This window comes from Actinoplanes xinjiangensis (assembly GCF_003148685.1).
Classification (GTDB): Bacteria; Actinomycetota; Actinomycetes; order Mycobacteriales; family Micromonosporaceae; genus Actinoplanes; species Actinoplanes xinjiangensis.
The window spans coordinates 1-22,370 of sequence record NZ_QGGR01000055.1 but is presented as its reverse complement, the minus strand read 5'-3'; the positions used below and the strand labels follow the sequence as shown (position 1 = coordinate 22,370).

The 22,370-nt window shown below is 71.7% G+C and carries 26 protein-coding genes and 1 pseudogene; 14 read left to right on the top strand and 13 right to left on the bottom strand.

The window, feature by feature from the left end; all coding sequences use genetic code 11:
- Positions 1-159: 159 nt before the first annotated feature.
- Together BC793_RS47680 and BC793_RS47675 are read left to right on the top strand one after the other, a co-directional pair.
- Complete coding sequence (locus BC793_RS47680; RefSeq protein WP_109603272.1) at positions 160-936, top strand: AAC(3) family N-acetyltransferase; 777 nt, start codon at positions 160-162, stop codon at positions 934-936.
- Complete coding sequence (locus BC793_RS47675) at positions 933-1,559, top strand: class I SAM-dependent DNA methyltransferase (RefSeq protein WP_109603276.1); 627 nt, start codon at positions 933-935, stop codon at positions 1,557-1,559. The genes BC793_RS47680 and BC793_RS47675 overlap by 4 nt, the downstream gene beginning before the upstream one ends.
- Positions 1,560-1,625: 66 nt before the next feature.
- Here BC793_RS47675 and BC793_RS47670 read toward each other — a convergent pair whose 3' ends face one another.
- Entirely contained in the window at positions 1,626-2,045 is a 420-nt protein-coding gene (locus BC793_RS47670) for an organic hydroperoxide resistance protein (RefSeq protein WP_109603271.1), read from the bottom strand.
- Positions 2,042-2,491: a MarR family winged helix-turn-helix transcriptional regulator gene (locus BC793_RS47665; RefSeq protein ID WP_109603270.1), complete on the bottom strand. Its 450-nt coding sequence runs from the start codon at positions 2,489-2,491 to the stop codon at positions 2,042-2,044. Before BC793_RS47665 ends, BC793_RS47670 begins: the two co-directional genes overlap by 4 nt.
- A gap of 79 nt (positions 2,492-2,570) precedes the next feature.
- Between BC793_RS47665 and BC793_RS47660 the strand changes: the two genes are divergently transcribed.
- The gene (locus BC793_RS47660; RefSeq protein WP_109603275.1) at positions 2,571-3,077 is read left to right on the top strand and encodes a GNAT family N-acetyltransferase; all 507 of its coding nucleotides are present in this window, start codon (positions 2,571-2,573) and stop codon (positions 3,075-3,077) included.
- Positions 3,078-3,162: 85 nt separating this feature from the next.
- Here BC793_RS47660 and BC793_RS47655 read toward each other — a convergent pair whose 3' ends face one another.
- From BC793_RS47655 to BC793_RS47630, 6 genes are all read right to left on the bottom strand, one after another.
- Positions 3,163-4,035, bottom strand: coding sequence for a sigma-70 family RNA polymerase sigma factor (locus BC793_RS47655; protein ID WP_109603269.1), 873 nt, complete (start codon positions 4,033-4,035; stop codon positions 3,163-3,165).
- 164 nt (positions 4,036-4,199) lie between these two features.
- Positions 4,200-4,553 carry a DUF6204 family protein gene (locus BC793_RS47650; protein ID WP_109603268.1) on the bottom strand — a complete coding sequence of 118 codons (354 nt, stop codon included), beginning with the start codon at positions 4,551-4,553 and terminating at the stop codon, positions 4,200-4,202.
- Between the two features lie 23 nt (positions 4,554-4,576).
- The gene (locus tag BC793_RS47645; protein ID WP_109603267.1) at positions 4,577-5,398 is read right to left on the bottom strand and encodes a sugar nucleotide-binding protein; all 822 of its coding nucleotides are present in this window, start codon (positions 5,396-5,398) and stop codon (positions 4,577-4,579) included.
- Positions 5,395-6,087 (bottom strand): hypothetical protein, encoded by a 693-nt coding sequence (locus BC793_RS47640; protein WP_109603266.1) that lies wholly within the window; start codon positions 6,085-6,087, stop codon positions 5,395-5,397. The genes BC793_RS47645 and BC793_RS47640 overlap by 4 nt, the downstream gene beginning before the upstream one ends.
- Positions 6,084-6,950: an ATP-binding cassette domain-containing protein gene (locus BC793_RS47635; RefSeq protein ID WP_109603265.1), complete on the bottom strand. Its 867-nt coding sequence runs from the start codon at positions 6,948-6,950 to the stop codon at positions 6,084-6,086. The genes BC793_RS47640 and BC793_RS47635 overlap by 4 nt, the downstream gene beginning before the upstream one ends.
- Positions 6,947-7,315: a GntR family transcriptional regulator gene (locus tag BC793_RS47630; RefSeq protein ID WP_109603264.1), complete on the bottom strand. Its 369-nt coding sequence runs from the start codon at positions 7,313-7,315 to the stop codon at positions 6,947-6,949. The genes BC793_RS47635 and BC793_RS47630 overlap by 4 nt, the downstream gene beginning before the upstream one ends.
- An 89-nt stretch (positions 7,316-7,404) precedes the next feature.
- On the opposite strand from BC793_RS47630, the gene BC793_RS47625 reads away from it, so the two are divergent.
- Positions 7,405-8,994: a methyl-accepting chemotaxis protein gene (locus tag BC793_RS47625; RefSeq protein ID WP_109603263.1), complete on the top strand. Its 1,590-nt coding sequence runs from the start codon at positions 7,405-7,407 to the stop codon at positions 8,992-8,994.
- A 62-nt stretch (positions 8,995-9,056) separates the two neighbouring features.
- On the opposite strand, the gene BC793_RS47620 is transcribed toward BC793_RS47625, so the two are convergent.
- Entirely contained in the window at positions 9,057-9,950 is an 894-nt protein-coding gene (locus BC793_RS47620; protein ID WP_109603262.1) for an LLM class flavin-dependent oxidoreductase, read from the bottom strand.
- 49 nt (positions 9,951-9,999) lie between these two features.
- Between BC793_RS47620 and BC793_RS47615 the strand changes: the two genes are divergently transcribed.
- From BC793_RS47615 to BC793_RS47595, 5 genes are read left to right on the top strand one after another with little or no spacing between them, the layout of a single operon-like run.
- Complete coding sequence (locus BC793_RS47615) at positions 10,000-10,851, top strand: hypothetical protein (RefSeq protein ID WP_146246796.1); 852 nt, start codon at positions 10,000-10,002, stop codon at positions 10,849-10,851.
- Positions 10,851-11,438, top strand: coding sequence for a DUF4129 domain-containing protein (locus BC793_RS47610; RefSeq protein ID WP_109603260.1), 588 nt, complete (start codon positions 10,851-10,853; stop codon positions 11,436-11,438). The genes BC793_RS47615 and BC793_RS47610 overlap by 1 nt, the downstream gene beginning before the upstream one ends.
- On the top strand, positions 11,435-12,739 hold the full coding sequence (locus tag BC793_RS47605) for a DUF4350 domain-containing protein (protein ID WP_109603259.1): 1,305 nt from the start codon (positions 11,435-11,437) through the stop codon (positions 12,737-12,739). Before BC793_RS47610 ends, BC793_RS47605 begins: the two co-directional genes overlap by 4 nt.
- Entirely contained in the window at positions 12,736-13,698 is a 963-nt protein-coding gene (locus BC793_RS47600; RefSeq protein ID WP_109603258.1) for an AAA family ATPase, read from the top strand. The genes BC793_RS47605 and BC793_RS47600 overlap by 4 nt, the downstream gene beginning before the upstream one ends.
- Complete coding sequence (locus BC793_RS47595) at positions 13,698-15,014, top strand: DUF58 domain-containing protein (protein WP_109603257.1); 1,317 nt, start codon at positions 13,698-13,700, stop codon at positions 15,012-15,014. The genes BC793_RS47600 and BC793_RS47595 overlap by 1 nt, the downstream gene beginning before the upstream one ends.
- Here BC793_RS47595 and BC793_RS47590 read toward each other — a convergent pair.
- Positions 14,981-15,943 carry a stage II sporulation protein M gene (locus BC793_RS47590; RefSeq protein ID WP_109603256.1) on the bottom strand — a complete coding sequence of 321 codons (963 nt, stop codon included), beginning with the start codon at positions 15,941-15,943 and terminating at the stop codon, positions 14,981-14,983. The two genes, BC793_RS47595 and BC793_RS47590, sit on opposite strands and share 34 nt — an antisense overlap.
- A 23-nt stretch (positions 15,944-15,966) precedes the next feature.
- On the opposite strand from BC793_RS47590, the gene BC793_RS47585 reads away from it, so the two are divergent.
- On the top strand, positions 15,967-16,815 hold the full coding sequence (locus BC793_RS47585) for an RDD family protein (RefSeq protein WP_239170752.1): 849 nt from the start codon (positions 15,967-15,969) through the stop codon (positions 16,813-16,815).
- A 163-nt stretch (positions 16,816-16,978) separates the two neighbouring features.
- On the opposite strand, the gene BC793_RS47580 is transcribed toward BC793_RS47585, so the two are convergent.
- On the bottom strand, positions 16,979-18,505 hold the full coding sequence (locus BC793_RS47580; protein WP_158319592.1) for an FG-GAP-like repeat-containing protein: 1,527 nt from the start codon (positions 18,503-18,505) through the stop codon (positions 16,979-16,981).
- A 162-nt stretch (positions 18,506-18,667) separates the two neighbouring features.
- Between BC793_RS47580 and BC793_RS47575 the strand changes: the two genes are divergently transcribed.
- From BC793_RS47575 to BC793_RS47560, 4 genes are all read left to right on the top strand, one after another.
- On the top strand, positions 18,668-19,051 hold the full coding sequence (locus tag BC793_RS47575; RefSeq protein ID WP_109603254.1) for a nuclear transport factor 2 family protein: 384 nt from the start codon (positions 18,668-18,670) through the stop codon (positions 19,049-19,051).
- A 69-nt stretch (positions 19,052-19,120) separates the two neighbouring features.
- The gene (locus BC793_RS47570; protein ID WP_109603253.1) at positions 19,121-19,300 is read left to right on the top strand and encodes a hypothetical protein; all 180 of its coding nucleotides are present in this window, start codon (positions 19,121-19,123) and stop codon (positions 19,298-19,300) included.
- Positions 19,297-19,707 carry a hypothetical protein gene (locus BC793_RS47565; RefSeq protein WP_239170751.1) on the top strand — a complete coding sequence of 137 codons (411 nt, stop codon included), beginning with the start codon at positions 19,297-19,299 and terminating at the stop codon, positions 19,705-19,707. Before BC793_RS47570 ends, BC793_RS47565 begins: the two co-directional genes overlap by 4 nt.
- Positions 19,708-19,866: 159 nt before the next feature.
- The gene (locus tag BC793_RS47560; RefSeq protein WP_109603252.1) at positions 19,867-20,604 is read left to right on the top strand and encodes an alpha/beta hydrolase; all 738 of its coding nucleotides are present in this window, start codon (positions 19,867-19,869) and stop codon (positions 20,602-20,604) included.
- A gap of 54 nt (positions 20,605-20,658) precedes the next feature.
- Here the strand turns inward: BC793_RS47560 and BC793_RS47555 are convergent, their stop codons facing one another.
- Positions 20,659-21,663, bottom strand: a complete 1,005-nt coding sequence (locus tag BC793_RS47555) for a DUF808 domain-containing protein (protein ID WP_109603251.1) — start codon at positions 21,661-21,663, stop codon at positions 20,659-20,661.
- 593 nt (positions 21,664-22,256) lie between these two features.
- Positions 22,257-22,370 (bottom strand): annotated as a pseudogene (locus BC793_RS47550) (thioredoxin-disulfide reductase); the annotation flags it as partial.

Here is a 22,370-nt window from a genome sequence, read left to right as displayed (position 1 = left end):
TTACCAAGAGCCCGTCTGCTATCGATGGCCGCCACGCCGACCGTTGTCACCCGTACCAGATGACCAGTTATATAGATCAGAAACAGGCTCTATAGGGGCGACAGGGAGGGAGGGCGCCGGGATACTTGCGCGGTGAATCAGGAGACTCCCCCTCAGGCCATGCCGCATACCGTGGGTTCGCTGGCTGCTGATCTGCGTCGGCTGGGGCTGGCGGCCGGTGATGTGGTGCTGGTGCATTCGGCGTTGCGGTCGGTGGGGTTCGTGGCCGGGCATGTGCAGGCGGTGGTGCTGGCGCTGCTGGAGGTGCTGGGGCCGGAGGGGACGTTGGTGGTGCCGACGCATACGGCGTACAACTCCGATCCGGCGGGGTGGAGTAATCCGCCGGTGCCGGAGTCGTGGTGGCCGGTGATCCGGGAGGCGAATCCGGGGTTCGACCGGGTGGTGTCGCCGAGCCGGTGGGTGGGGGTGCTGCCGGAGTCGGTGCGGACGTGGCCGGGGGCGGTGCGCAGTGGGCATCCGCAGGTGTCGTTCGCGGCGGTGGGGGCTCGGGCGGCGGAGATCGTGGCGGAGCATCCGTTGGCGGACGAGTTGGGTGACGGGTCGCCGTTGGGGGTGGTGTACCGGTTGGACGGCAAGGTGTTGTTGATCGGGTGCGGGCATGCCAACAACACGTCGATGCATTTGTCGGAGACGCGTCAGGAGCGGCCGAAGATGGATGACAACGGTGCGGCGTTGCGGGATCCGGACGGTTCGGCGCGGTGGGTGACGTGGTCGGCGCCGGCGAGTGATTCCTCGGATTTCGCGGAGATCGGTGCGGCGTTCGATGCGGTGGGGCCGGTGTCGGTGGGGTTGGTCGGTGGGGCGTCGTCGCGGTTGATGTCGCAGCGTGCGGTGGTCGATTTCGCGACGGGGTGGATGCGGGTGAACCGGTCGTGACGGGGTGGATCGAGCGGACCCGGGTTTCGTACGACACGGTGGCCGGCAGTTATGCGGAGCTGCTGCGGGACCGGTTGGCGGCGGAGCCGTTCCAGCGCGGGATCCTGGGGCTGTTCGCGGAGCTGGCGCGGGGTCGTGGGCCGGTGGCCGATGTGGGGTGCGGTCCGGGGCGGATCACCGGTCATCTGCATGGCCTGGGCCTGGAGGTGTTCGGGATCGATCTGTCGCCGGGGATGGTGGCGGTGGCGCGGCGTGATCATCCGGGGTTGCGGTTCGAGGTGGGGTCGATGACCGCGCTGGAGGTGCCGGACGGGTCGCTGGGTGGGGTGCTGGCGTGGTTCTCGTTGATTCATGTGCCGGACGAGGCGGTGCCGGGGGTGCTGGCGGAGTTCCGGCGGGTGTTGTGCCCGGGCGGGGTGGTGCTGATCGGGTTTCATGCCGGTGACGGGGTGCGGCATCTGACCGAGGGGTATGGCGGTCATCCGATGGACGTGTTCGTGCACCGGCGGCCGGTGGCGCGGGTGGCGGGCTGGCTGGGTGAGGCCGGGTTCACGGTGGAGGGTGAGCTGGTGCACCGTCCGGATCCGAAGTCGGAGGGTGCGTTCGTCTTCGCGCACCGGTAGGAGACCCGCACAACGGATGACATGGTGCCGGGCCGCGGCAGGGTTGCGCGGCCCGGCACGGGTGTGTCAGGCGAGGTTGAGCTGGACCTCGACGTTGCCGCGGGTGGCGTTGGAGTAGGGGCACAGCTGGTGGGCGGCGTCGAGGACGGCTTTGGCGGTGGTCTCGTCGAGGCCGGGGAGTTCGGCTTCGATGGTGACGGAGAGGCCGAAGCCGCCGCTGGGCAGCGGGCCGATGCCGACGTCGACGGTGATGGCGGTGTCGGTGAGGGTCAGTTTCTGGCTGCTGGCGGCGCGCTTGAGGGCGCTGTGGAAGCAGGCGGCGTAGCCGGCGGCGAAGAGTTGTTCGGGGTTGGTGAGGGCGCCGCCGGCGCCGCCGAGCTCTTTGGGGACGGCGAGGTCGAAGTCGAGGACGCCGTCGCTGGAGCGGACGTGGCCGTTGCGGCCGTCGCCGGTGGCGGTGGCTGAGGCGGTGTAGAGGGTGCTCATGCGGTGGTTCCTCCGGGAGGGGTGGGGGCTGTGCCGCGGGCGCGGTGCAGCAGGGTGTGGAGTTGGTGGAGTTCGTCGGTGGTGAGGCCGGTGGCGCAGGCGAGGGCGTGGCTGAGGTCGCCGATGTCGGTCTGCAGGCGGGTGCCGGTCTCGGTGGGGTGGATCCAGACGGTGCGTTCGTCGTGGGTGCCGCGTTCGCGGCGGAGGTGGCCTTGGGTTTCGAGGCGTTTCAGCAGGGGGCTGAGGGTGCCGGAGTCCAGGCGCAGGGTGCGGCCGAGGTCACGCACGGTGGTGGGGCCGTCGTGCCAGAGGATGCGCATGACGAGGTATTGGGGGTAGGTGAGGCCGTGGGGGTCGAGGTGGGGCCGGTAGAGGGAGGTCATCGCGCGGCTGGCGGCGTAGAGCTGGAAGCAGATCATCCGGTCCAGGGCGGTGCTCTCTCGCATGCCCGGAACAGTAGTGCCCAATTCAATTGTGCACAACTGATTGGTGCCGCGGGTCACCACGGTGTGTGATCATGCGGCCATGGCGTCCATCCGCTTCCTGAAGCTCTCCCCCGCCGCCCTGGCCGCGTTGCTCGCCGGTGACCTCGACGCCGCGAGCGCCGCCGCCGGGCATCCGCTGAGCCCGTTCCTGATCGAGGAGAACTGGCTGTGGGAGATCCGGCTCGACGACATCCGCCGTGACCCGCGGGCCGCCGACTGGATCGCGGCCGCGGTGATCGCCGAACCCGAAGGGGTGATCGTCGGCCACGGCGGCTTCCACGGCCCACCGGACGCCGACGGGGTGGTCGAGGTCGCCTACACGGTGGCACCGCAGTACCGGCTGCGCGGCTACGCCACGGCGATCCTGGCCGCGCTGCTGGCCCGCGCCGACGCCGACCCGCAGGTCACCGCGGTACGGGCGAGCATCCGGCCGGACAACGTCGGCTCGAAGAAGGTGATCGCCGGATCCGGGTTCCGCAAGATCGGCGAGCAGTGGGACGCCGAGGACGGGCTGGAGGACGTCTACCTGCGCGACGCCACCGGGTAGGGCGTACCGGTGCGGGAAAGAGAAGCGGCGGGGCCGCGGCGCGTGACGCGCGGCGGCCCCGCCGGATGTCCGGGGTGGCGGCGGATCACGCCGCGGCGGCCAGCCGCTGCCCGTGCAGGTCGGTGGCCGACAGCCGGCTGCTCATCGTGGACCGTGCGGCGATCTGCGCGGCGTAGGCGGCGCGGCGCCGGGCCACGCAGCCGTCCTTGGCCACCGGGGACTTCTTCTGCTCCATGTGGGTGTTGAGACCGTCCCGCAGCAGCGCCAGGGCCTCGGTACGCAGCTGCGACACCCGCGACTCGGTGACCCCCAGTTCGGCGGCGACCTCCGACAGCGGCCGCTCCTGCAGGAACGACGCCTCCACGACGTAGCGCAGCCGCTCGGGCAGTACGTCGACCGCGTCGTGCAGGTACCCCAGGCGCTCGCGGTGCAGCAGCATCTCCTCGGGGTTCAGGGACGTCTCGGTGACCATGTCCTCGGCGGTGCCGGCCGCGAACCCCTGCAACGACAGCACCGCGGCACGCTGCACGTCGTCGTCGACGCTGGACAGCTCACCGACGGCGACACCGAGCAGTTCGGCCAGCTCCTCCGGGTTCGGGGTGCGGCCCAGCTGCCGGGTCAGCTCCTCGCGGGCCACGTCGGCGCGCCGGGCACGGGCGCGCACCGACCGGCTGGCCCAGTCCATGCTGCGCAGCTCGTCGAGCAGGGCACCGCGGACCCGGACGGCCGCGAACCGGCCGAACGGGATGCCGCGCTGCGGATCATAGGCCTGCGCGGCCGTCACCAGGGCGGCGTAGCCGGCCGACGCGAGGTCGTCGCGGTGCACGTGCGGCGGCACCTTGAACAGCATCTCGCGGACCATGTGACCGACCAGCGCCATGTTGTCACGGATGAGCTCCTCCTGAGCCCGGCTGACAACGGCGGGGCTGGCGGCCTGAAGCTGGACGGTAGCGGTCATTTCGATTCCCCCTGTGTCGGCTGACCGGCTGGCAGGGGGAACTTTTCGCGTCTACGGGTGCAACAACCGGGCACTCTCGGTTGCTGCTTGGTTGCACCGAGAATTTTCCCTCAAGTACGGCCGGCCTCCAGCAGGCCGGTCCGCTCGACGGCGGCGGGGCCGGCTCAGAGCAGGCGCTTGCGGCCGGCCTTACCGAGGGGCACCTGCGACAGGTCGACCGTCTGCGAGGTGATGCGCTTGAACCCGTACCCCCGCTCGGTCATCCACGCCGCGGCCTTGGCCTCGGCCCGCGCCGTCACCTTCGGCACCTCCCGCTCGTCGTCGACCTGCTCGGCGAAGCGGAAGGTGAAGAACGGCCGGGCCGCCAGGTCGTAGGTCAGATGACCGTCGGCGGTGTACTGCACCGCGAGGATGTCGGCGTGCGCGTCACCGGCGGCGACCAGCTGCGCCTTCTGCTGCTCGGACAGGTTGTCGAAGGACCCACGGACGGTGACACGGATCGTGCGGCTCGTGCTCATCGCGCCAGTATCTTGTCCCGGCCTCACCCGGGGCGAACGAATTCCGTCGCCCCGCGCAGCCGCGTCGCCAGCACCTTCTGCGCGCGTGTGGTCACCAGCCGCAGATCCGGCGGCCGGTTCAGACCCAGCGCGGCCAGGCTGGCCGCCGGGATCGCCGCCGGATCCAGGCCGTCGCGCAGCGCCACCAGCACGCCGAGGTCGTAGCGGCTGATCGCGTCGGCGCCGGCCACGTTGAGGACCCCGGCCCAGTCGCCGGCGGCCAGCTCCAGCAGCGCATCGGCCAGGTCGTCGACGTGCACCGGCTTGCGGACCTCGTCGGTGAACAGCGCACCCGTCACCCGGCCGGCGATCAGATCGTGGGTCAGGATCTCGTGCGCGCCGTGGCCGTCACCCAGGATCAGCGAGGTACGCACGATCGCCGCCCGCGCATCGATCGCCCGCACCGCGGTCTCGGCGGCCGCCTTCGCCGCCCCGTAGGCGTACACCGGGTCGGGTGTGGCGTCCTCGTCGTACTCCCCCAGCCGCCCGGAGAACACCGCGTCGCTGGACACGTGCACCAGCCGGATCCCGGCGGCGGCGAGGGCCACATTGGCCGCCCCGTCCGCGGTGGCCGGCCAGTCGTCGCGGTCACGGCCGGCGGCGGTGTGCACGATCGCGTCCGGCCGGACCGTGTCGATCACCCGGCGCACGTCGGCCGGGTCCCGGATGTCCAGGCGCACCGTGGCCGTCGCCGCCGGCGCCGACAGATAGGTGCCCACCGGATCCCACCCGGCGCCCGCCGCCCGGGCCATCACCCGCCGGCCCAGCGCGCCGCTGCCGCCGGTGACCAGCAGCCGCCCGGTCACGCCGCCACCCGGGTCCGCAGGGACACGTCACGGACCGAGGCCCACAGCAGCGCCCAGCCGGCCGCCACCGCCGCGACGGTCACCGCCAGCATCGTCGGCGCCCCGCTGATCGCGAGCCGGGCGAACGGCAGCGTGAAGAAACCGGTCATCGCCCCACCGTAGGCGAGCAGCGCCGCCGCCGGCAGCAGCGCCAGCACCCCACCGCCCTCCCAGCGGTAGAACGCGGTCCCCACGAACGCGCCGGTCGCCAGGCAGATAGCCAGCATGCACAGGTACGACACGAAGATCAGCAGATGGTCACCGGCGTCGAAGATCCGCTGGTCCTGAAGATGGCGGGTCCAGCCGGCCAGCCGGTACAGCAGCGCCTCGGCCGCATACACCCCGGTGAGCAGCCCGGCCAGCACGACCGCGGTCACCAGCTGGAACACCGGATACTGCCAGGCGAACTCCCGCCGGGTCCGGCCGTGCGACACCATCGTGGCCAGCAGCCCGGCCGCGCCGTAGCCGTACCCGGCGGCCAGCCAGAACAGCACCTGCCCGCCGACGTCGACCGCCGACATCGTGATCGGGGTGAACAGCAGGAACACCGGCAGCACCAGCAGGGCCAGCAGGCAGCCGCCGGCGACGAACAGCACCAGGAACACCAGGTGCTGCGACAGCAGATAACGCAGGATCGGCCAGCGGCTCACGCGGCACCTCCGGTCAGATGGATGAACAGTTCCTGCAACGCCACCGGGCCCAGCTGCAGCCCGTACCGGCGGGCCAGCGTCCGGTGTTCCTCGTCGAGGGCACCGAACAGGGTCACCTCCTTGGTCGGGCCCAGCTGCCGCTCGCCGAGCACGGTCAACCCGAACACGAAGTCGTCGACCACCGCCTGCGGGCCGGTCACCGACACGCCCCGGGTGCGCAGGTCGTCGACGTCCTCGCGCAGCAGCAGCCGGCCCTGATGCAGGATCAGCACCTGCTCGAACAGCGGGCTCTGCTCCTCGATCAGATGCGTCGACAGCAGCACCGTGCGCGGATGGCGCACGTAGTCGCGCAGCAGCTCGTCGTGGAACAGCTGCCGGCTGGGCGCGTCCATCCCCAGATGCGCCTCGTCGAACATGGTCAGGTCGGCCCGCGAGGCCAGGCCGACCACGATCCCGAACGCCGAACGCTGCCCCCGCGACAGCGTGCGCAGGGTGCGTTTGCGGGGCAGGGCGAAACGGTCCATCAGTTCGGTGGCGTAGACGCTGTCGAAGCCGGGACGCAGCATCGCGGCCAGCGCCAGGATGTCGCGCAGCGTGTCGGTGCCGTCGCCCAGCCCGCCGTCGTCGCGGATCAGGCAGATCCGTGTGGTGGCCCGCGCGTCGTCGAACACCGGCACACCGTCGAAGGTCACCGTCCCGGCCGAGGGCTTACGGAAACCGGCCAGCGTGGACAGCAGAGTCGTCTTGCCGGCGCCGTTGCGGCCCAGTACGCCGTAGATGCGCCCGGCCGGCAGGTCGAGGTCGAGGGGATGCAGGGCGGTGGTGTCGCCGTAGCGCACCTGTAGAGCACTGGTGGTGATCATCGGCTGTCTCCCGGGATGAGCTGATGAAGGCGGGCCACGATGTCGGCGACCGGGATGCCCAGGGCGCGGGCCTCGGCGGCCATCGGCTCGAGCACCTCGGTGAAGAACCGCTCCCGCCGCTGCCGCAGCAGTCGCTGCTGGGCGCCGGCGTGCACGAACATGCCGACGCCGCGGCGTTTGTAGAGCACGCCCTCGTCGACCAGATGCTGGAAGGCCTTGGCCGCGGTGGCCGGATTGATGCGGTAGTAGGCGGCGTACTGATTGGTCGACATCACCTGGTCGTCGGCGGCCAGCACCCCACGAAGCACGTCGCCCTTGATCTGGTCGGCGATCTGCCGGTAGATCGGGCTGCGGTCGTCGAACATCCGCCACTCCTTCGGTTCATTACTCCACTAATGAACCATAGAGCGGGGGCAATCGTAAAGTCCGACCGAAGGCCGCCGATGAATGTGGCATGAAGAACCTCACCATCGGTCGGCGACTCGGGGCCGGATTCCTGGTCGTCGTGCTCGCCATGGTCGCGCTGGTGGTGACCGGTGTCGTCCAGGTCAACAAGATCAACGACAAGCTCACCGTCATCAACGACCAGAACGCCGTCAAACAGCGCTACGCCATCAACTTCCGCGGCAGCGTCCACGACCGGGCCATCGCCCTGCGCGACCTCGTCTACGCCACCACCGACACCGGGGTGGCCGACGCCAAGGACGCCATCGCCGACCTCGCCGCCACCTACGCCGACTCCGAGAAGAAGATGAACGCCATCTTCGCCGACGACGCCCTGGTCAGCGACGCCGAGAAGGTCGCCTACAGCAAGATCAACAAGATTCAGGCCAAGACCAACCCGATGGTCGACGAGGTCACCGCGCTGCGCGAGGCCGGCAGGACCACACAGGCCATCGCCCTGCTCGACGACGCCAAGCCCGCCTTCAGCGACTGGCTGGCCGCCATCAACGTGCTCATCGACATGGAAGAGGCGATGAACCAGGGCGAGACCGCCACCGCCCGCAGCGTCGCCGACAGCTTCCGGCTGCTGATGATCCTGCTGCTGGCCGCCGCCGTCGTCCTGGCCGCCGTCACCGCCTGGTGGGTCACCCGCAGCATCACCCGCCCGCTCAGCGAGGCCGTCGACGTGCTCGCCGCCGTCGCCGACGGTGACCTCACCCGGCGCCTGGACGTTCAGGCCAACGACGAGGTCGGCCGGATGAGCACGTCGATGAACAACGCCCTGCAATCGATCAGCACCGCCATGAGCGGCATCTCCGCCGGCACCGACACCCTCTCCGCGGCCAGCGAACGGATGGGCCGGCTGTCCACCCAGCTCGCCGACGGCGCCAAGGAGTCCTCCATGCAGGCCGACGTGGTCGCCGCCTCCGCCGACGAGGTGTCACGCAACGTGCACACCGTCGCCGCCGGCAGCCAGGAGATGGGCGCCTCCATCCGGGAGATCTCCACCAGCGCCGCCGAGGCCGCCACCGTCGCGTCCCGGGCCGTCGCCGCCGTACAGACCACCACCGCCAGCGTGTCGCGGCTCGGCGAGTCCAGCCGCGAGATCGGCGACGTCGTCAAGACCATCACCAGCATCGCCGAGCAGACCAACCTGCTCGCCCTCAACGCCACCATCGAAGCCGCCCGCGCCGGTGAGATGGGCAAGGGCTTCGCCGTCGTCGCCGGCGAGGTCAAGGACCTGGCCCAGGAGACCGCCCGCGCCACCGAGGACATCGCCCGCCGGGTGCAGACCATCCAGGCCGACACCGCCGGCGCCGTCCACGCCATCAGCGAGGTCGCCTCGGTCATCGAACAGATCAACGAATACCAGACGACCATCGCCTCGGCCGTGGAGGAGCAGACCGCCACCACCCAGGAGATCAACCGCAGCGTCGGTGAGGCCGCCACCGGCTCCAGCACCATCGCCGCCAACATCGGCGCCGTCGCCTCGGTCGCCCGCAACACCACCGAACTGGTCAACCAGTCCGAACGCGCGGTCGGCGAACTCGGCCAGGTCACCGGCGACCTCAAGGCGCTGGTCTCCCGCTTCCGGTTCTGACCGGCACGCTGCCGCCCGCCCCGACACCACGGGACGGGCGGCAGCTGCGTGCCGGACCGCGGTCAGTCTTTGACGATGGCCCGGATCGTGTCGAGGGCCTTGAGCTTCTCGGCACCCTTACCGAGCAGCCCATCCGGGATGATCAGCTCGTCGAGGCCCAGCTCCCGGTAGGCCTCGACGGTCGCCGCGATCGCCGAGGGCGACCCGCCGTACACCGGCGCCGGCAGATCCGTCGGCACCGGCCCGTCCACCACGACCAGCGCCTGCGCCGTACGTCTGACCGCCGCCGGATCGCGGCCCACCGTCGCGCAGTGGCCGTCCAGGACCCGCGACTTGTGCGCGATCAGCTCCGGCAGGCCCCACGCGTTCCACTCGTCGGCGTACTCGGCGACCACCTTCAGCATCCGCTTCTCGCCCTTGGCACCGATCAGGATCGGCAGCGGCTGCTGCACCGGCTTGGGATCGCAGGTCGCGTCGGTCAGCCGGTAGTGCTCGCCGTGAAACGTCGTGACCGGGGTCCGCAGCAGCCCGTGCAGCACCTGCAGCGCCTCCACGAACCGGTCCAGCAGCCGCGTCACCGGCGGCAGGTCGATGCCGTACTGAACGTGCTCGTTGACCTGCCAGCCCGCCCCCACCCCCAGCACGAACCGGCCGCCGGTGATGTGGTCGACGGTCGCGGCCATGTTGGCCACCACCGCCGGATGCCGGTAGGTGTTGCCGTAGACCAGCGTGCCGACCCGCACCCGCGGCACCGCCGCACCCAGCGCCGCCACCAGCGAACCGGCCTCCAGCACCGGCAGATCCGGGCGCACCTCGACCGGCGTGTTGGCCATGAAGTGGTCGGCGATCCACACCCCGTCCCACCCCGTGCCGGCGGCGTGGGCGGCCACGTCGAGGATGTCGCAGTACGGCTGGGCGGCGCCGGGCCAGATCGAGAGTCGCATGCCGGCAACCATGCCAGACCGGACGCGGGCCGCCCGTGCCGGTTCACCTAGGATGCCCGCCATGCGGGTGGACGGGGAGACGGGGATCATCCCGCTACGGGCGATGACCGCGGGCGAGGTCCTGGACGCGGCCGTGGCACTGCTGCGCCGGCACGCCGCACCGCTGCTCACCCTGTCGCTGACGCTGGCCGTCGTGGAGCAGCTGCTGCTGTCCCGGCTGCGGACGTTCGCCCCGATCAGCCCGTCGCTCTACTACTGGCGCATCAACTCCGAGGACATCGACTGGGTGCCGGCCGTGGCCGCCGGCCTGGCCGGTGAGGCGTTCATCATCGCGATCCTGGGCGCCTATGCCGGTGCCGCCGCCGGACCGGCCCTGCTCGGCCACCGGGTCCGCGACCGGGACCTGCTACGGCGTACCCGGCCGCTCGCCGCCCTGCTGATCGCCCTGGTCCTGGCCACCCTCACCTTCGGCGCCGCCGTCGCCGGGTTCCTCGGCGTGATCTTCGTCTACGGGCTGGCCGGGATGTCGACGGTGGTGCTGACCGTGGACCGCACCGCCAACCCGTTCACCGCCGTCGGCCGCGCCGTCGGCCGCGCCACCCGCAGCGGCATGCGCGGCGTGCTGCTGCGGCTGCTCGGCTACCTGGTGTGGCTGGCCATCCGGCTCGCCCTCGGCAGCGGCTGGATCATCGCGGCCGGCACGATCACCTCGGTCGCCGGCTGGGCGTGGTGGCTCGACTGGGCGGTCCCGATCGCCTGGGCGATCGCCAACGCCGTCGCCTACGCCGCCCTGGCCTGCCTCGACGCCGTCCTGCTGCTGGAGATCCGGGTCCGCACCGAAGGCCTCGACATCGCCGTCAACCGGGCCCGCAGCCTCGGCACCGACCCGGCGGCCGCGCTGGTGGTGCGCTGATGAGAGGCTACGACGACCTCGTCGGCCGGATCTTCACGATCATCGCGCCGGCCGTGCTGCTGCTCCTGCTGCTGGCCACGACCGCCCTGATCGCCGCCCTCTGGTACTGGTACCCGGCGTGGATCCCCCGCCGGATGCCGCGTCCCCGGTTCCCGCGGCTGCGCCTGCCCCACCTTCGTCTCCCGCGTCTGCGCCGCCGGCGCAAAACCCGGCGCCGCGCGCCGGCCCCGGCGGCCCGCGCGACGACCGCGACCGCCGCCACCCTCTCGCCGGTCGCGGCGCGCGGATCGCTGGCGGACCGGCTCGCCGCCGAAGGCCGCTACGCCGAAGCCATCCGCGAACGCCTGCGCGACACCGTCGCCGACCTCACCCGCGCCGGGCTCGTCGACCCCGAACCCGGCACCACCGCCGCCGAACTCGCCCACCAGGCCGGCACCGGCCGCCCCGCCGTCGGCCCCGCCCTCACCGGCGCCACCGGGCTGTTCTCCGAGATCTGGTACGGCCACCGCCCCGCCGGCCCACCCGAGGACGAACGCATGCGCCACCTGACCGCCGAGGTCCGCAACGGACTCGGAGGCCCCCGATGAGACGCTGGCTGCGCGCCGCGATCCCGTTCGCCGCCCTGACCACCCTGATCACCGGCACCCTCATCGTCCACGCGATCGAGCAACCCGACGACGACGACCCCGCATACCTGACCCCGCAGCAGACCGACGGCATCAGCGGCGGCACCCTCGCCGCACGCCTGCGCGAACGCGGCATCACCGTCGACCGGGTCACCAGCACCGGACAGGCCCTCGACACGATCGGCGACGACCCCACCACCGTCTTCGTCGCCACCCCCGACCTGGCCGACCTGCCCCGCCTGCGCGGCCTCCCGGCCGGCAGCCACCTCGTCGCGGTCGACCCGTCCGCCTCGGCACTGCTGCGCAGCGGCTGGCCCGCCGAGGTCGACCGCACCCACTGGAGCACCACGGTCACCGACCCGGGCTGCGGCGACGAGATCGCCACCGGCGCCGGGCCCGCCGCCGTCCGCAAGACCGAATACGCCGTCACCCGCGGTGCGCTGTGCTACCACGGCGCACTCGCCACGTTCCCGGTCGACGGCCACACCGTCACCGTCGTCGGCTCCCCCGACCCGTTCCGCGACGACCGGATCACCGAACACGGCAACGCCGCCCTCGCCGTCGGCCTGCTCTCCCGCCACGACCGGGTGATCTGGATCGACGTCCACGACCGCGACCGGCCGTCGCCGACCCCCACCGCCGCGTACTCGCCGACACCGGCACCACGCACCCCCACACCCGCCGCCACCGACTCCTACCAACCGTGGCAGACCGGCCCCGCCGAACCCGGCGACCGCAGCGGGCCCCCCGGCGGCGGCAACGGCGACGGCGAAGGTGACGGCGGGCCCGGCGACGGCGACCAGCAGTCCGGCGGCCTGCCCGACGACCCGCTCGTACGCAACCTGCCACCGGCCCTGGTGACCACCCTGATCCTGCTCGCGCTGATCCTGCTCGCCCTGGCCGTCGCCGCCGCCCGCCGACTGGGCACCCCGGTCGCCGAACCCCTGCCGTCGAAGGTCCCCGCCAACGAGACCATGCTCGGCCACGCCCGCCTCTACCAGCGCGCCCGCGCCCGCGGACCGTCCCTGCAGATCCTGCGCGCCCACGCCCGCCGCCGGCTCACCACCCACCTCGCCCTGCCCCCGCACGCCGACAGTGAACAGATCGCCACCCACGCCGGCCTGCCGGTCCGCTACGTTCGCGACATCCTCGACGGCGACACCCCGACCAGCAACGCCGACCTCGTCGAGGCCGCCGTCCTGCTGCAACGCCTGGTCCGCGACGTCACCACCCCACCGCCCGCTGAAGGAGAGCAGTCGTGACAACCGATTCCCACCAGGCCCGCGAAGCACTGGGCCGGCTGCGCGCCGAGGTCGGCAAAGCCGTCGTCGGCCAGGACGCGGTCGTCGGCGGGGTGCTGGTCGCGTTGCTCTGCGGCGGCCACGTGCTGCTCGAAGGTGTCCCCGGCGTCGCCAAGACCCTGCTCGTACGGGCCCTGTCGATGGCCCTGGACCTGGACACCAAACGGGTCCAGTTCACCCCCGACCTGATGCCCGGCGACGTCACCGGCTCCCTGATCTACGACGCGCGCAGCACCGCCTTCAACTTCCGTCCCGGACCGGTCTTCACCAACCTGCTGCTCGCCGACGAGATCAACCGGACCCCACCGAAGACCCAGGCCGCCCTGCTGGAAGCCATGGAGGAACGCCAGGTCACCGTCGACGGCAGCGCCCGCCCCCTGCCGCAGCCGTTCCTGGTCGCCGCCACCCAGAACCCGATCGAATACGAGGGCACCTACCCCCTGCCCGAAGCCCAACTCGACCGGTTCCTGCTGAAACTGTCGGTGCCACTGCCACAGCGCGAGGAGGAACTGAACATCCTGCGCGCCCACCACCACGGCTTCGACCCCCGCGACCTGAAGTCCGCCGGCGTCACCCCCGTCGCCGGGCCCGCCGACCTGCTCGCCGGCCGCTACGCCGTGCAGCACGTCGCCGTCGCCGAACCGGTCCTGGCCTACATCGTCGACCTGTGCCGGGCCACCCGCACCGCCCCCGCCCTGGAACTGGGCGCCTCCCCACGCGGCGCGACCGCCCTGCTGGCGGTGTCGAAGGCCAACGCCTGGCTGCACGGCCGCGACTACGTGCTGCCCGACGACGTGAAGGCGTTCACCGTACCCACCCTGCGGCACCGGGTCCGGCTGCGCGCCGACGCCGAACTCGACGGCGCCACCGTCGACGGTGTGCTCGCCGCGGTCCTGGCCGCCGTGCCCGCACCCCGCTGATGATCACCCACCGGTTCGCGGTACTCCTGGCGCTCGGGCTGCCGTTCACCGCCCTGACCCCGCAACCGTGGTACGCCCTGGCGGTCATCGTCGCCGCCGCGGTCCTGCTGGCACTGCTGGACGCGGGCCTGGCCGGACCACTGACCGGGCTGCGGCTGCGCCGCGACGGCGACCGCACCGTGTGGCTGGGCGCCACCGCCCAGGTCAGGCTCACCGTCGCCAACACCGGCCCCCGCACCGTACGCCTGCACCTGCGCGACAGCTGGGTGCCGTCAGCCGGCGCCGGGCCGCTGTCGCACACCGCCGTACTCAGCGAAGGCGGCGAACACACGCTCACCACCACCCTGACCCCGACCCGGCACGGCGACCGCCCGGCCGTACGGGTCACGCTGCGCTCGGCCGGCCCGCTCGGACTGGCCTACCGCCAGCGCCGCCGCACCTGGAACGAACGGCACACCCCGGCGTGGACCCTGCGGGTGCTGCCCCGGTTCCCGTCACGGCGGGTACTGCCGGAGAAACTGGCCCGCCTGCGGGTCGTCGACGGCAGCGTGGTCACCCGCGGGCGCGGCCACGGCACCGAGTTCGACGCGCTGCGCGAATACGTGATCGGCGACGACGTCCGGTCGATCGACTGGCGGGCCAGCGCCCGCGCCCACGACGTCGTCGTGCGTACCTGGCGGCCCGAACGCGACCGGCGGGTGGTCTGCGTGCTCGACACCGGCCGCACCTCGGCCGTCCTCATCGGTGACGCCCCGCGCCTGGACGCCTCGATCGACGCGGCACTGCTGCTGTCGGTGCTGGCCACCCGCGCCGACGACCGGGTCGACCTGCTGGCCCTGGACGCCACCGTGCGGACCCGCATCGAAGGCGGCGGCCACCGCACCAGACTGCCCCGCCTCATCGACGGCATGGCCAGCCTGCACCCGCAACTGGCCGAGACCGACTTCACCGTGCTCGGCCAGGAGATGCTGCGCCGCGACCGCAAACGCGCCCTGCTGGTGATCTTCACCGCGCTGGACACCGCCCCGATGATCGCCGGGCTGCTGCCGCTGCTGCCCCGGCTCACCGCCCGGCACAAGGTCATCGTCGCCGCCGTCCGCGACCCGCTGGTCAGCCGCCTGGCCGAACTGCCCGCCAACGCCGGCCCCGCCGACGTGCACCGGGCCGCGGCCGCCCAACGGGTACTCGCCGAACGCGACCGGGTCCGCGACGTGCTCGCCCACTCCGGGGCCACCGTCGTCGACGCCGACGCCGACACGTTCGCCGGCCGGGTCGCCGACGTCTACCTGTTGCTCAAGGCCTCCGGCCGGCTCTGAACCCGGCGCCCCCACACCAGGGCGTACAGCAGGAACCCCACCCACAGCAGGGCGCCGATACCGACGCGCACCGGCGCGGGCAGCGCCGACGGCGTCACATAGGCCTCCAGGATGCCGGACACCAGCAGCACGACCACCAGCCCGACCGCCACGATCATGCCCTGCCGCGCCCACGCCACCAGCGACTCCCGGCGGGTCAGCAGCGGGCCCGGCGCGATCCACGACCAGCCGATCCGCAGCCCCACCCCACCACCGATGAAGATCGCGGTCAGCTCCAGGAAACCGTGCGGCGCGATGTAGGTCAGATAGACGTCCCCGGCGCCCGCGTCGAACATCGCGGCACCCATCATCGCGATACTGATCAGGTTGGTGGCCAGCAGGTAGAACACCGGCAGGATCAGCACCCCCGACGCCAGGCACTGCACGGCCAGCATCGCGTTGTTCACCCACACCGCACTGAAGAACGTCTCCGCCCGGTACTCGCTGTAGTAGCCGACGAACTGCTCCACCAGCGCCGCCTCGTCCGGATGCGCCCCGAACCACGCCTCCAGCACCGCCGGATACCGCTGCACGTACGCGATGAGTCCCCACGCCGCGCCGACCATCACCACCATCACGGTCAGCCACCACCGGCGGGTCCGGTACAGCGCCGCCGGCAGGCCCACGGTGAAGAACGCCGCCACCGGCCGCCACGACATGCGCTCACTGCGGTTGATCGCCGCCCGCCCGGCCAGCACCAGCCGCGACAGATCGGCCAGCACCACCGGGTCCGGGGTGCGGCTGCGCACGATCGACAGGTGGGTCGCGGCCCGCTGATACAGCAGCACCATCTCGTCGACCTCCGCCGCGGTCAGTCGGTGCCGGGCGACCAGCACCTCCAGCCGGCGCCACTCACCGCCGTGCTCGGCCACGTACGCATCGAGATCCACCCTCGCAGAGTAGAGGGCCCATCGTGTTGACTGTCCGGGTGCTCACCACCGCCGAAGCCGTCGAGATCGACGTGCGCCCCGCCCGGCTGGGGTCCCGCGCGATCGCCCTGAGCTTCGACATCCTGATGCAGGCGGTCGTCTTCGGTTTCCTCGCCGCGGTGTACTACATCGTGCTGGACCTGCTGCCCGCGTCGTACAGCGATCTGCTCCTGCCGGAGACCGCCTACCTGATCGGTATCGCGATCGTCGCCGTCGGCTACCCCACGACGGTCGAGACCGTCACCAACGGCCGCAGCTTCGGCAAACTGGTCATGGGGTTGCGGGTGATCCGCGAGGACGGCGGCCCGATCCGCGCCCGGCACGCCTTCACCCGGGCCCTGGTCGGCCTCGCCGTCGAATGGCCCGGCCTGCTGCTGCCCCTGATCACCTGGGCCGGCAGCCTCGCCACCATGATCGGCTCCCGTCGCGGCCGCCGCCTCGGCGACCTGGCCGCCGGCACCCTGGTCGTCCACGAACGCCGCCCGGTGCCCTGGAACCTGGTCCCCGGCATGCCCGCCGGCCTGGCCCTGTGGGCCGCCGACGCCGACCTGTCCGCCGTCGACGACGACCTCGCCGAGGCGATCCGCCAGTTCGCCGCCCGCTCCTTCAACTTCGCCGAACCGTACCGCTCGATCCTCGGCCAGAGCCTGCACGCCGAGGTCAAGGCCAAGGTCACCCCGCCACCTCCGACGGGAACCCCACCGTGGCTGTTCCTGGTCGCCGTGCTGGCCGAACGACGCCGCCGTTCCGCCGCCCAACTCGCGGCCACCCGCGCGGTCACCCAGCGCGTCCTGCCCGGCTTCGGTCAACTCCCGGCCGGCACCCGCCGATGACCGCCGCCGGCATCCCCTGCGGCGACAACCCTGCTTCTGGTACGGCCACCCGAACCCGGCAGCCGCAAGAGGCCTTCACCCGCGAACACCGCACCCGGGCGGCAGCACCCCGGCGGCGGTGCTGCGGGGCCGGTCGACGGTGACACGGCCCCGCAGTCACTGATCAGCCGATCGCGACGTAACCGGCGAACGCGCCACCGGTCGGCCACATCGCCTTGTACGACGTCAGCTTGCCCGCCCCGTCACCGGGGAACAGCAGCATGTCGTTGTTGTTGTTGATCGCCGCGAGGTCCAGCCTGCCGTCGGTGTTGAAGTCACCGGCGGCGATGCCCTTGTAGTTCACGAACGCCCCACCGGTCGGCCACATCGGCGCGTACGACGTCAGCTTGCCCGCCCCGTTACCCGGGAAGAGCAGCATGTCGTTGTTGTTGTTGATCGCCGCGATGTCGAACCGGCCGTCACCGTTGAAGTCACCGCTGGTGATCGCCTTGTAGTTCACGAACGCCCCACCGGCCGGCCACATCACCGCATAGGTGCTCAGCTTGCCCGTGCCGTTACCGGGGAAGAACAGCATGTCGTTGTTGTTGTTGATCCCGGCCAGATCCAGATTGCCGTCACCGTTGAAGTCACCGGCCGTGATCGCCTTGTAGTTGGCGAACGCCGCGGTGCCCGGCCACATCGCCGAGTACGACGTCAGCCTGCCCGCCCCGTTACCCGGGAAGAACAGCAGATCGTTGCTCTTGTTGATCCCGGCCACGTCGGCTTTGCCGTCGTTGTTGAAGTCACCGGTGGCGATGGCCTTGTACCCGGTGAACGCGCCACCGGTCGCCCACATCGCCGCATACGACGGCAGCTTGCCCGCCCCGTCACCGGGGAACAGCAGCATGTCCAGCTTGTTGTTGATCGCCGCGAGGTCCGGGTTGCCGTCGCCGTTGAAGTCACCCCGCGGCTTGATCTCCGCGGCGGTCTGCGCCACCCAGGCCGCGATGTCGTCCAGCCGGGTCTGCGTGCCCCCGGCCGTGGCGTCCACCGCCGCGCCCAGGCACCCGCCCTGGCCACCCTCGGACGTGATCGCGACCAGCTCGAACCCGCCGGCCACGCTGCGCAACCCGGGACCGCCCGCGTCACCCTTGCACGGCCCGGCCTGGCCCGCGGTGCCCGGCTCGATACCGGTCACCGCCGCACCGACCGTGGACACCGTGAAAGTGCCCAGATGCGCCTGCCCGGGCACCCACGTCGCGGCGGTCCGGCCGTACCCGATCACCGACAACGTCTCACCCGCGACCGGTGCCGTCACCGCCACCTTGACCGGCGTCACCCCGACCGCCGAGGTCGCCAGCTTGACCAGCACCACATCGCGGCTCGCGTGCGGCACCACCCGCACCGCCGGCCGGGCCACCCCGGCGACGGTCACCGTGGTCGCCACCGCCGGCGCACCGTCGGTCACCGGCTGCCCGCCGGCCTCGAAACACGACTTCGCGGTCACCACCCACCGGGTGTTGACCAGGGCGCCGGTGCAGGCGAACCCGACGCCGGGAGCACCGACCGCGACCTTGGCGAGATACGGATGGGTAGCGCTGTCGACCGCCGTCCCGCCGACCGCAGCGACCGGAACCGGGAACAGCACCGCCGCCACCGACACGACGGCCACCGCCCCGCCGGTCAGCCGCCTACGCGAGATCTCCCGCATCGAACCTCCTGGCATAGATCCTCGCTCCCATAGACACGGTCAAATATCGACCGAACGGCACGATACAGGGCCCGCCGGCCGGCTTCTGCCCCTCGACCGGCCCAGGGCGCCCGGCTCGGCACCGGGCACTGTTTGTCGGGGGGTCTCGGTAGGGTGCGCGCCATGGATGACACCGCTGCCGCCCGGCAGGCCGCGTACGCCTACGTCGACAGTCTCGAACAACGCGACTGGCCGCGCCTGACCGCCCTGCTCGCCGACGACGTCGTCTACGAGATGCCACAGACCCGCGAACGCATCCGCGGCCGGCAGGCGTTCGTCCGGTTCAACGCCGACTACCCCGGCGACTGGCACCTGCGGGCCCGGCGGGTGCTCGCCGACGGCAGCCGGGCCGCCCTGCTCCTCGACGTGCGGGTCGGCGACGAGACCCTCGACGCCTGCATCTGGCTGGACCTCGGTGACGACGGCCTGATCACCCGGATCACCGACTACTGGCCCGCCGCCTACGACCCGCCCACCGGCCGGGAACACCTCACCGAACGCTGGTAGCAGCCCGCCGATCCCCGGCCGGGAGCACCGGCCCTGTCCGGGCGGCCGCGCCGTCGTTACAATTCCGGCGTGACCGACGACGCCGACACCACCGACGTCCCGCCGAGCCGCCGGCTGGCCGCCCTGCTCGGTCTGCCCGAACCGAAACCGTTCGACGAGGCCCAGGAACGGGCCTACCAGCAGTGGCTGGCCGACGGTGACGCGCAGGTCGAGGCGATCCTCGCCCGCCGCCGGCGCCGCGCCGCGTGATCCAGGTCCGCCCGCACATCCTCGACGCGTCCGCCCTGGTCGAGCTCTTCTCCGGCCACCAGACACTGATGCGGCTGCTCGACGACGCCGACGCCGGTGACCGGTTCGTGATCGTGCCGACCCTGGCCATCGCCGAGGCCCAGGCCGTGCTGAACGCCCGCCAGTCGCACTGGGACCGGATCCTCGGCGTCCGCAGCCTGCTGACCATCGACCTCAGCCCCCACGTCGCCGTCGAGATCGGCCGGCTCGCGGCACCCCGGCTGCGGTGGCATCCGGTGCACACCCCCCTGGCCGGCCCGCTGATGGCGGCGCAGGTGCTGCACGAGGCGCAGATGCTCAACGGGGTCATCGTCACCCGCGTGCCGGACGCCTACCGCGGGCACGACGTCGCCATCCAGACGATCTGATCGACCGTGCTAGGTTTCAGCCGCGCCGTGCGCCACGACCACCCGAGGAGGTGAGTCCGATCAAGACGGTACCGATCACCACCGTGACGATCGGGATTCCCCGCCTCGCATGGTCCGGGGAGTGCCCCTCCAGGCATCGGCGAAAGGCCCCGCATCCTCGTGCGCTCCTTCTCCACGTCGTCGGCTGACGGCGTACAACAGCTGCTCTTCTCCGTCGGTGAGGTCCCCGGTGTCCTCTGGACGCCGCACGGCGCCGCCGGCACCCGCCCGCTGATCCTGATCGGGCACGGCGGCGGCCAGCACAAGAGCGCCCCGGCGGTGCTGCACCGCGCCCGCCGTTTCGTCACCGACCTCGGAGCCGCCGTCGTCAGCGTCGACGTACCCGGCCACGGTGACCGGCCGGTCCACCCCGAGTTCAGCGGCATCGCGACCGCCAACCAGGCCCGCCTCGGCGCCGGCGAGGACCTGATCACCGTGCTCACCGCGTTCCAGGCCCGGGTCGCCGAACAGACCGTCCCGGAATGGCGGGCCGTCGTCGACGCCGTCCAGGCCCTCGACCATGTCGGCGCCGGCCCGGTCGGCTACTGGGGTGTGTCGCTGGGCTGCGGCCTCGGCGTCCCGTTCGTGGCCGCCGAACCCCGGGTCCGCGCCGCCGTACTGGGCCTGGGCAGCGGCCTGGCCAACGCCGGCGACGCCGCCCGGATCACCGTGCCGGTCGAGTTCCTGGTCCAGTGGCACGACGAGCGGGTGCCCCGCGAGCAGAGCCTGGCCCTGTACGACGCGTTCGCCTCACCGGACAAGAGCCTGCACGCCCATCCCGGCCTGCACGCCGACCGTCTTCCCGAGCACGAGCTCGACAGCGCCGTCCGGTTCTTCGCCCGCCACCTGACCAGCTGAGACACCAACGGCCCGCCACCGCGACGGTGACGGGCCGTGGAGTGATGCTCCGGCTTACCTGTGCTCGGTCTCCGCCGGGGGCGTGCCGTCCACCGGCGCCGCCTCGGCCAGTGCCGTCTCGGTCGGAGTCTCCTTCTTGTGCGACTTGCGGTGGAACGTCAGCGCCATGAACGCCACGATCAGCGCACCGATCGCCAGACCGACGACCGCGCTGGCCAGCGTGTTGGTGAACCAGCCGAACACCGCGCCGAGCGCCCCGGTCGCGTCGTGGACGGCCTCCTCCATGTGATGCACGATCGAGTACGGCCCGTGCCAGCCCAGATCGTCCGCGCCGACCAGCAGGATGTGCCCGCCGACCCACAGCATCGCCGCCGTGCCGATCACGCTCAGCCCGGTCAGCACCTTCGGCATCGCCTTGACCAGGCCCCGGCCGAACTTGGCGACCCCCTTGCCCGGCTTCTCCGCCAGGCGTAGACCGACATCGTCCATCTTGACGATCAGACCGACCGCCCCATACACCAGCACCGTCATGATCACCGCGACGACCGACAGGATGATCAGCCGCGACCAGAACGTCTCACTGGCGACCTCGTTGAGCGAGATCACCATGATCTCCGCCGACAGGATCAGGTCGGTCCGGATCGCCCCGGCCACCAGCGTCTTCTCGTCGACGCGCTCCTGCTCCCCGTCACCGTGGTCCCGGTGGGCGATCCGCTCCCAGATCTTCTCCGCACCCTCATAACACAGGTACGCCCCACCGAGCATCAACAGCGGCGTCAACAGCACCGGCAGGAACTGGCTGAGCACCAGGATCACCGGAAGAATGATCAGGAACTTGTTGCGCAGCGACCCGAGGGCGATGCGCTTGACGATCGGGATCTCCCGCTCGGCGGCCAGGCCGCGAACATACTGCGGGGTGACGGCGGCGTCGTCGATCACCACACCGGCGGCCTTGGCCCCGGCCTTGGCGGCGGCGACCCCGACATCATCGACAGACGCGGCCGCCGCACGCGCCAGCACCGCGATATCGTCCAGCAGGGCTGCGAGTCCAGCGCTCAAGGAAGAGGTCCCTTCAAGTCGAATTGCCTTCGTGCACGCTCATTCTCGTCCAGCCGGGCCGACGGCGCATGACCCACCCTGGGTTAGTGCCCCAGAATGCGTCCCGCCCCGGCGATCACCGTGCCGGCCGGCACCCGGCCGACCGCCATCGCCCCAGCGCCACCGCCTTGTCCGCGCCGGCCGGATCCCAAACCTTGCCATGCCCGGGGCCGGGCAGGGACACCGGAAGATCCACGCTGTCCGGGACCGGATTCCGGGCCGGCACCTGCTACGGCTCCACCGCCGGTGCCGGCCGTCGAGGAGCAATGGCGATGATCTCGGTGGGGGCGTCCCGTCGGGTATCTCGGGCTTGTCGGCCCGCCCGGCCGAGGTGGGTCCTCCTGAGCGGTCTGCACGGCCTGCTCGGCTTCTGCGAATGCCCGGTAGAGGCCTCCCGCGGTGATCGATCCGGTCACCGCCCGCCGGGCGATGGCCCGTGAGGAAAATCGGAACGGACACTGGCGCCAGATTGTCGTTCTGATGTCCTCACACACGCGGTGGTGCCGAGAGGCCGGCCACTCATGTGAGTGGCCGGCCTCCGTCGTGCGCGACGGTCAGAGTTCGAGGAAGGAGGCGATGAAGCGCTCGGCGTCGAGCGCCGCGGCACAGCCGGTGCCGGAGGCGGTGATGGCCTGCCGGTAGGTGTGGTCGACCAGGTCGCCGGCAGC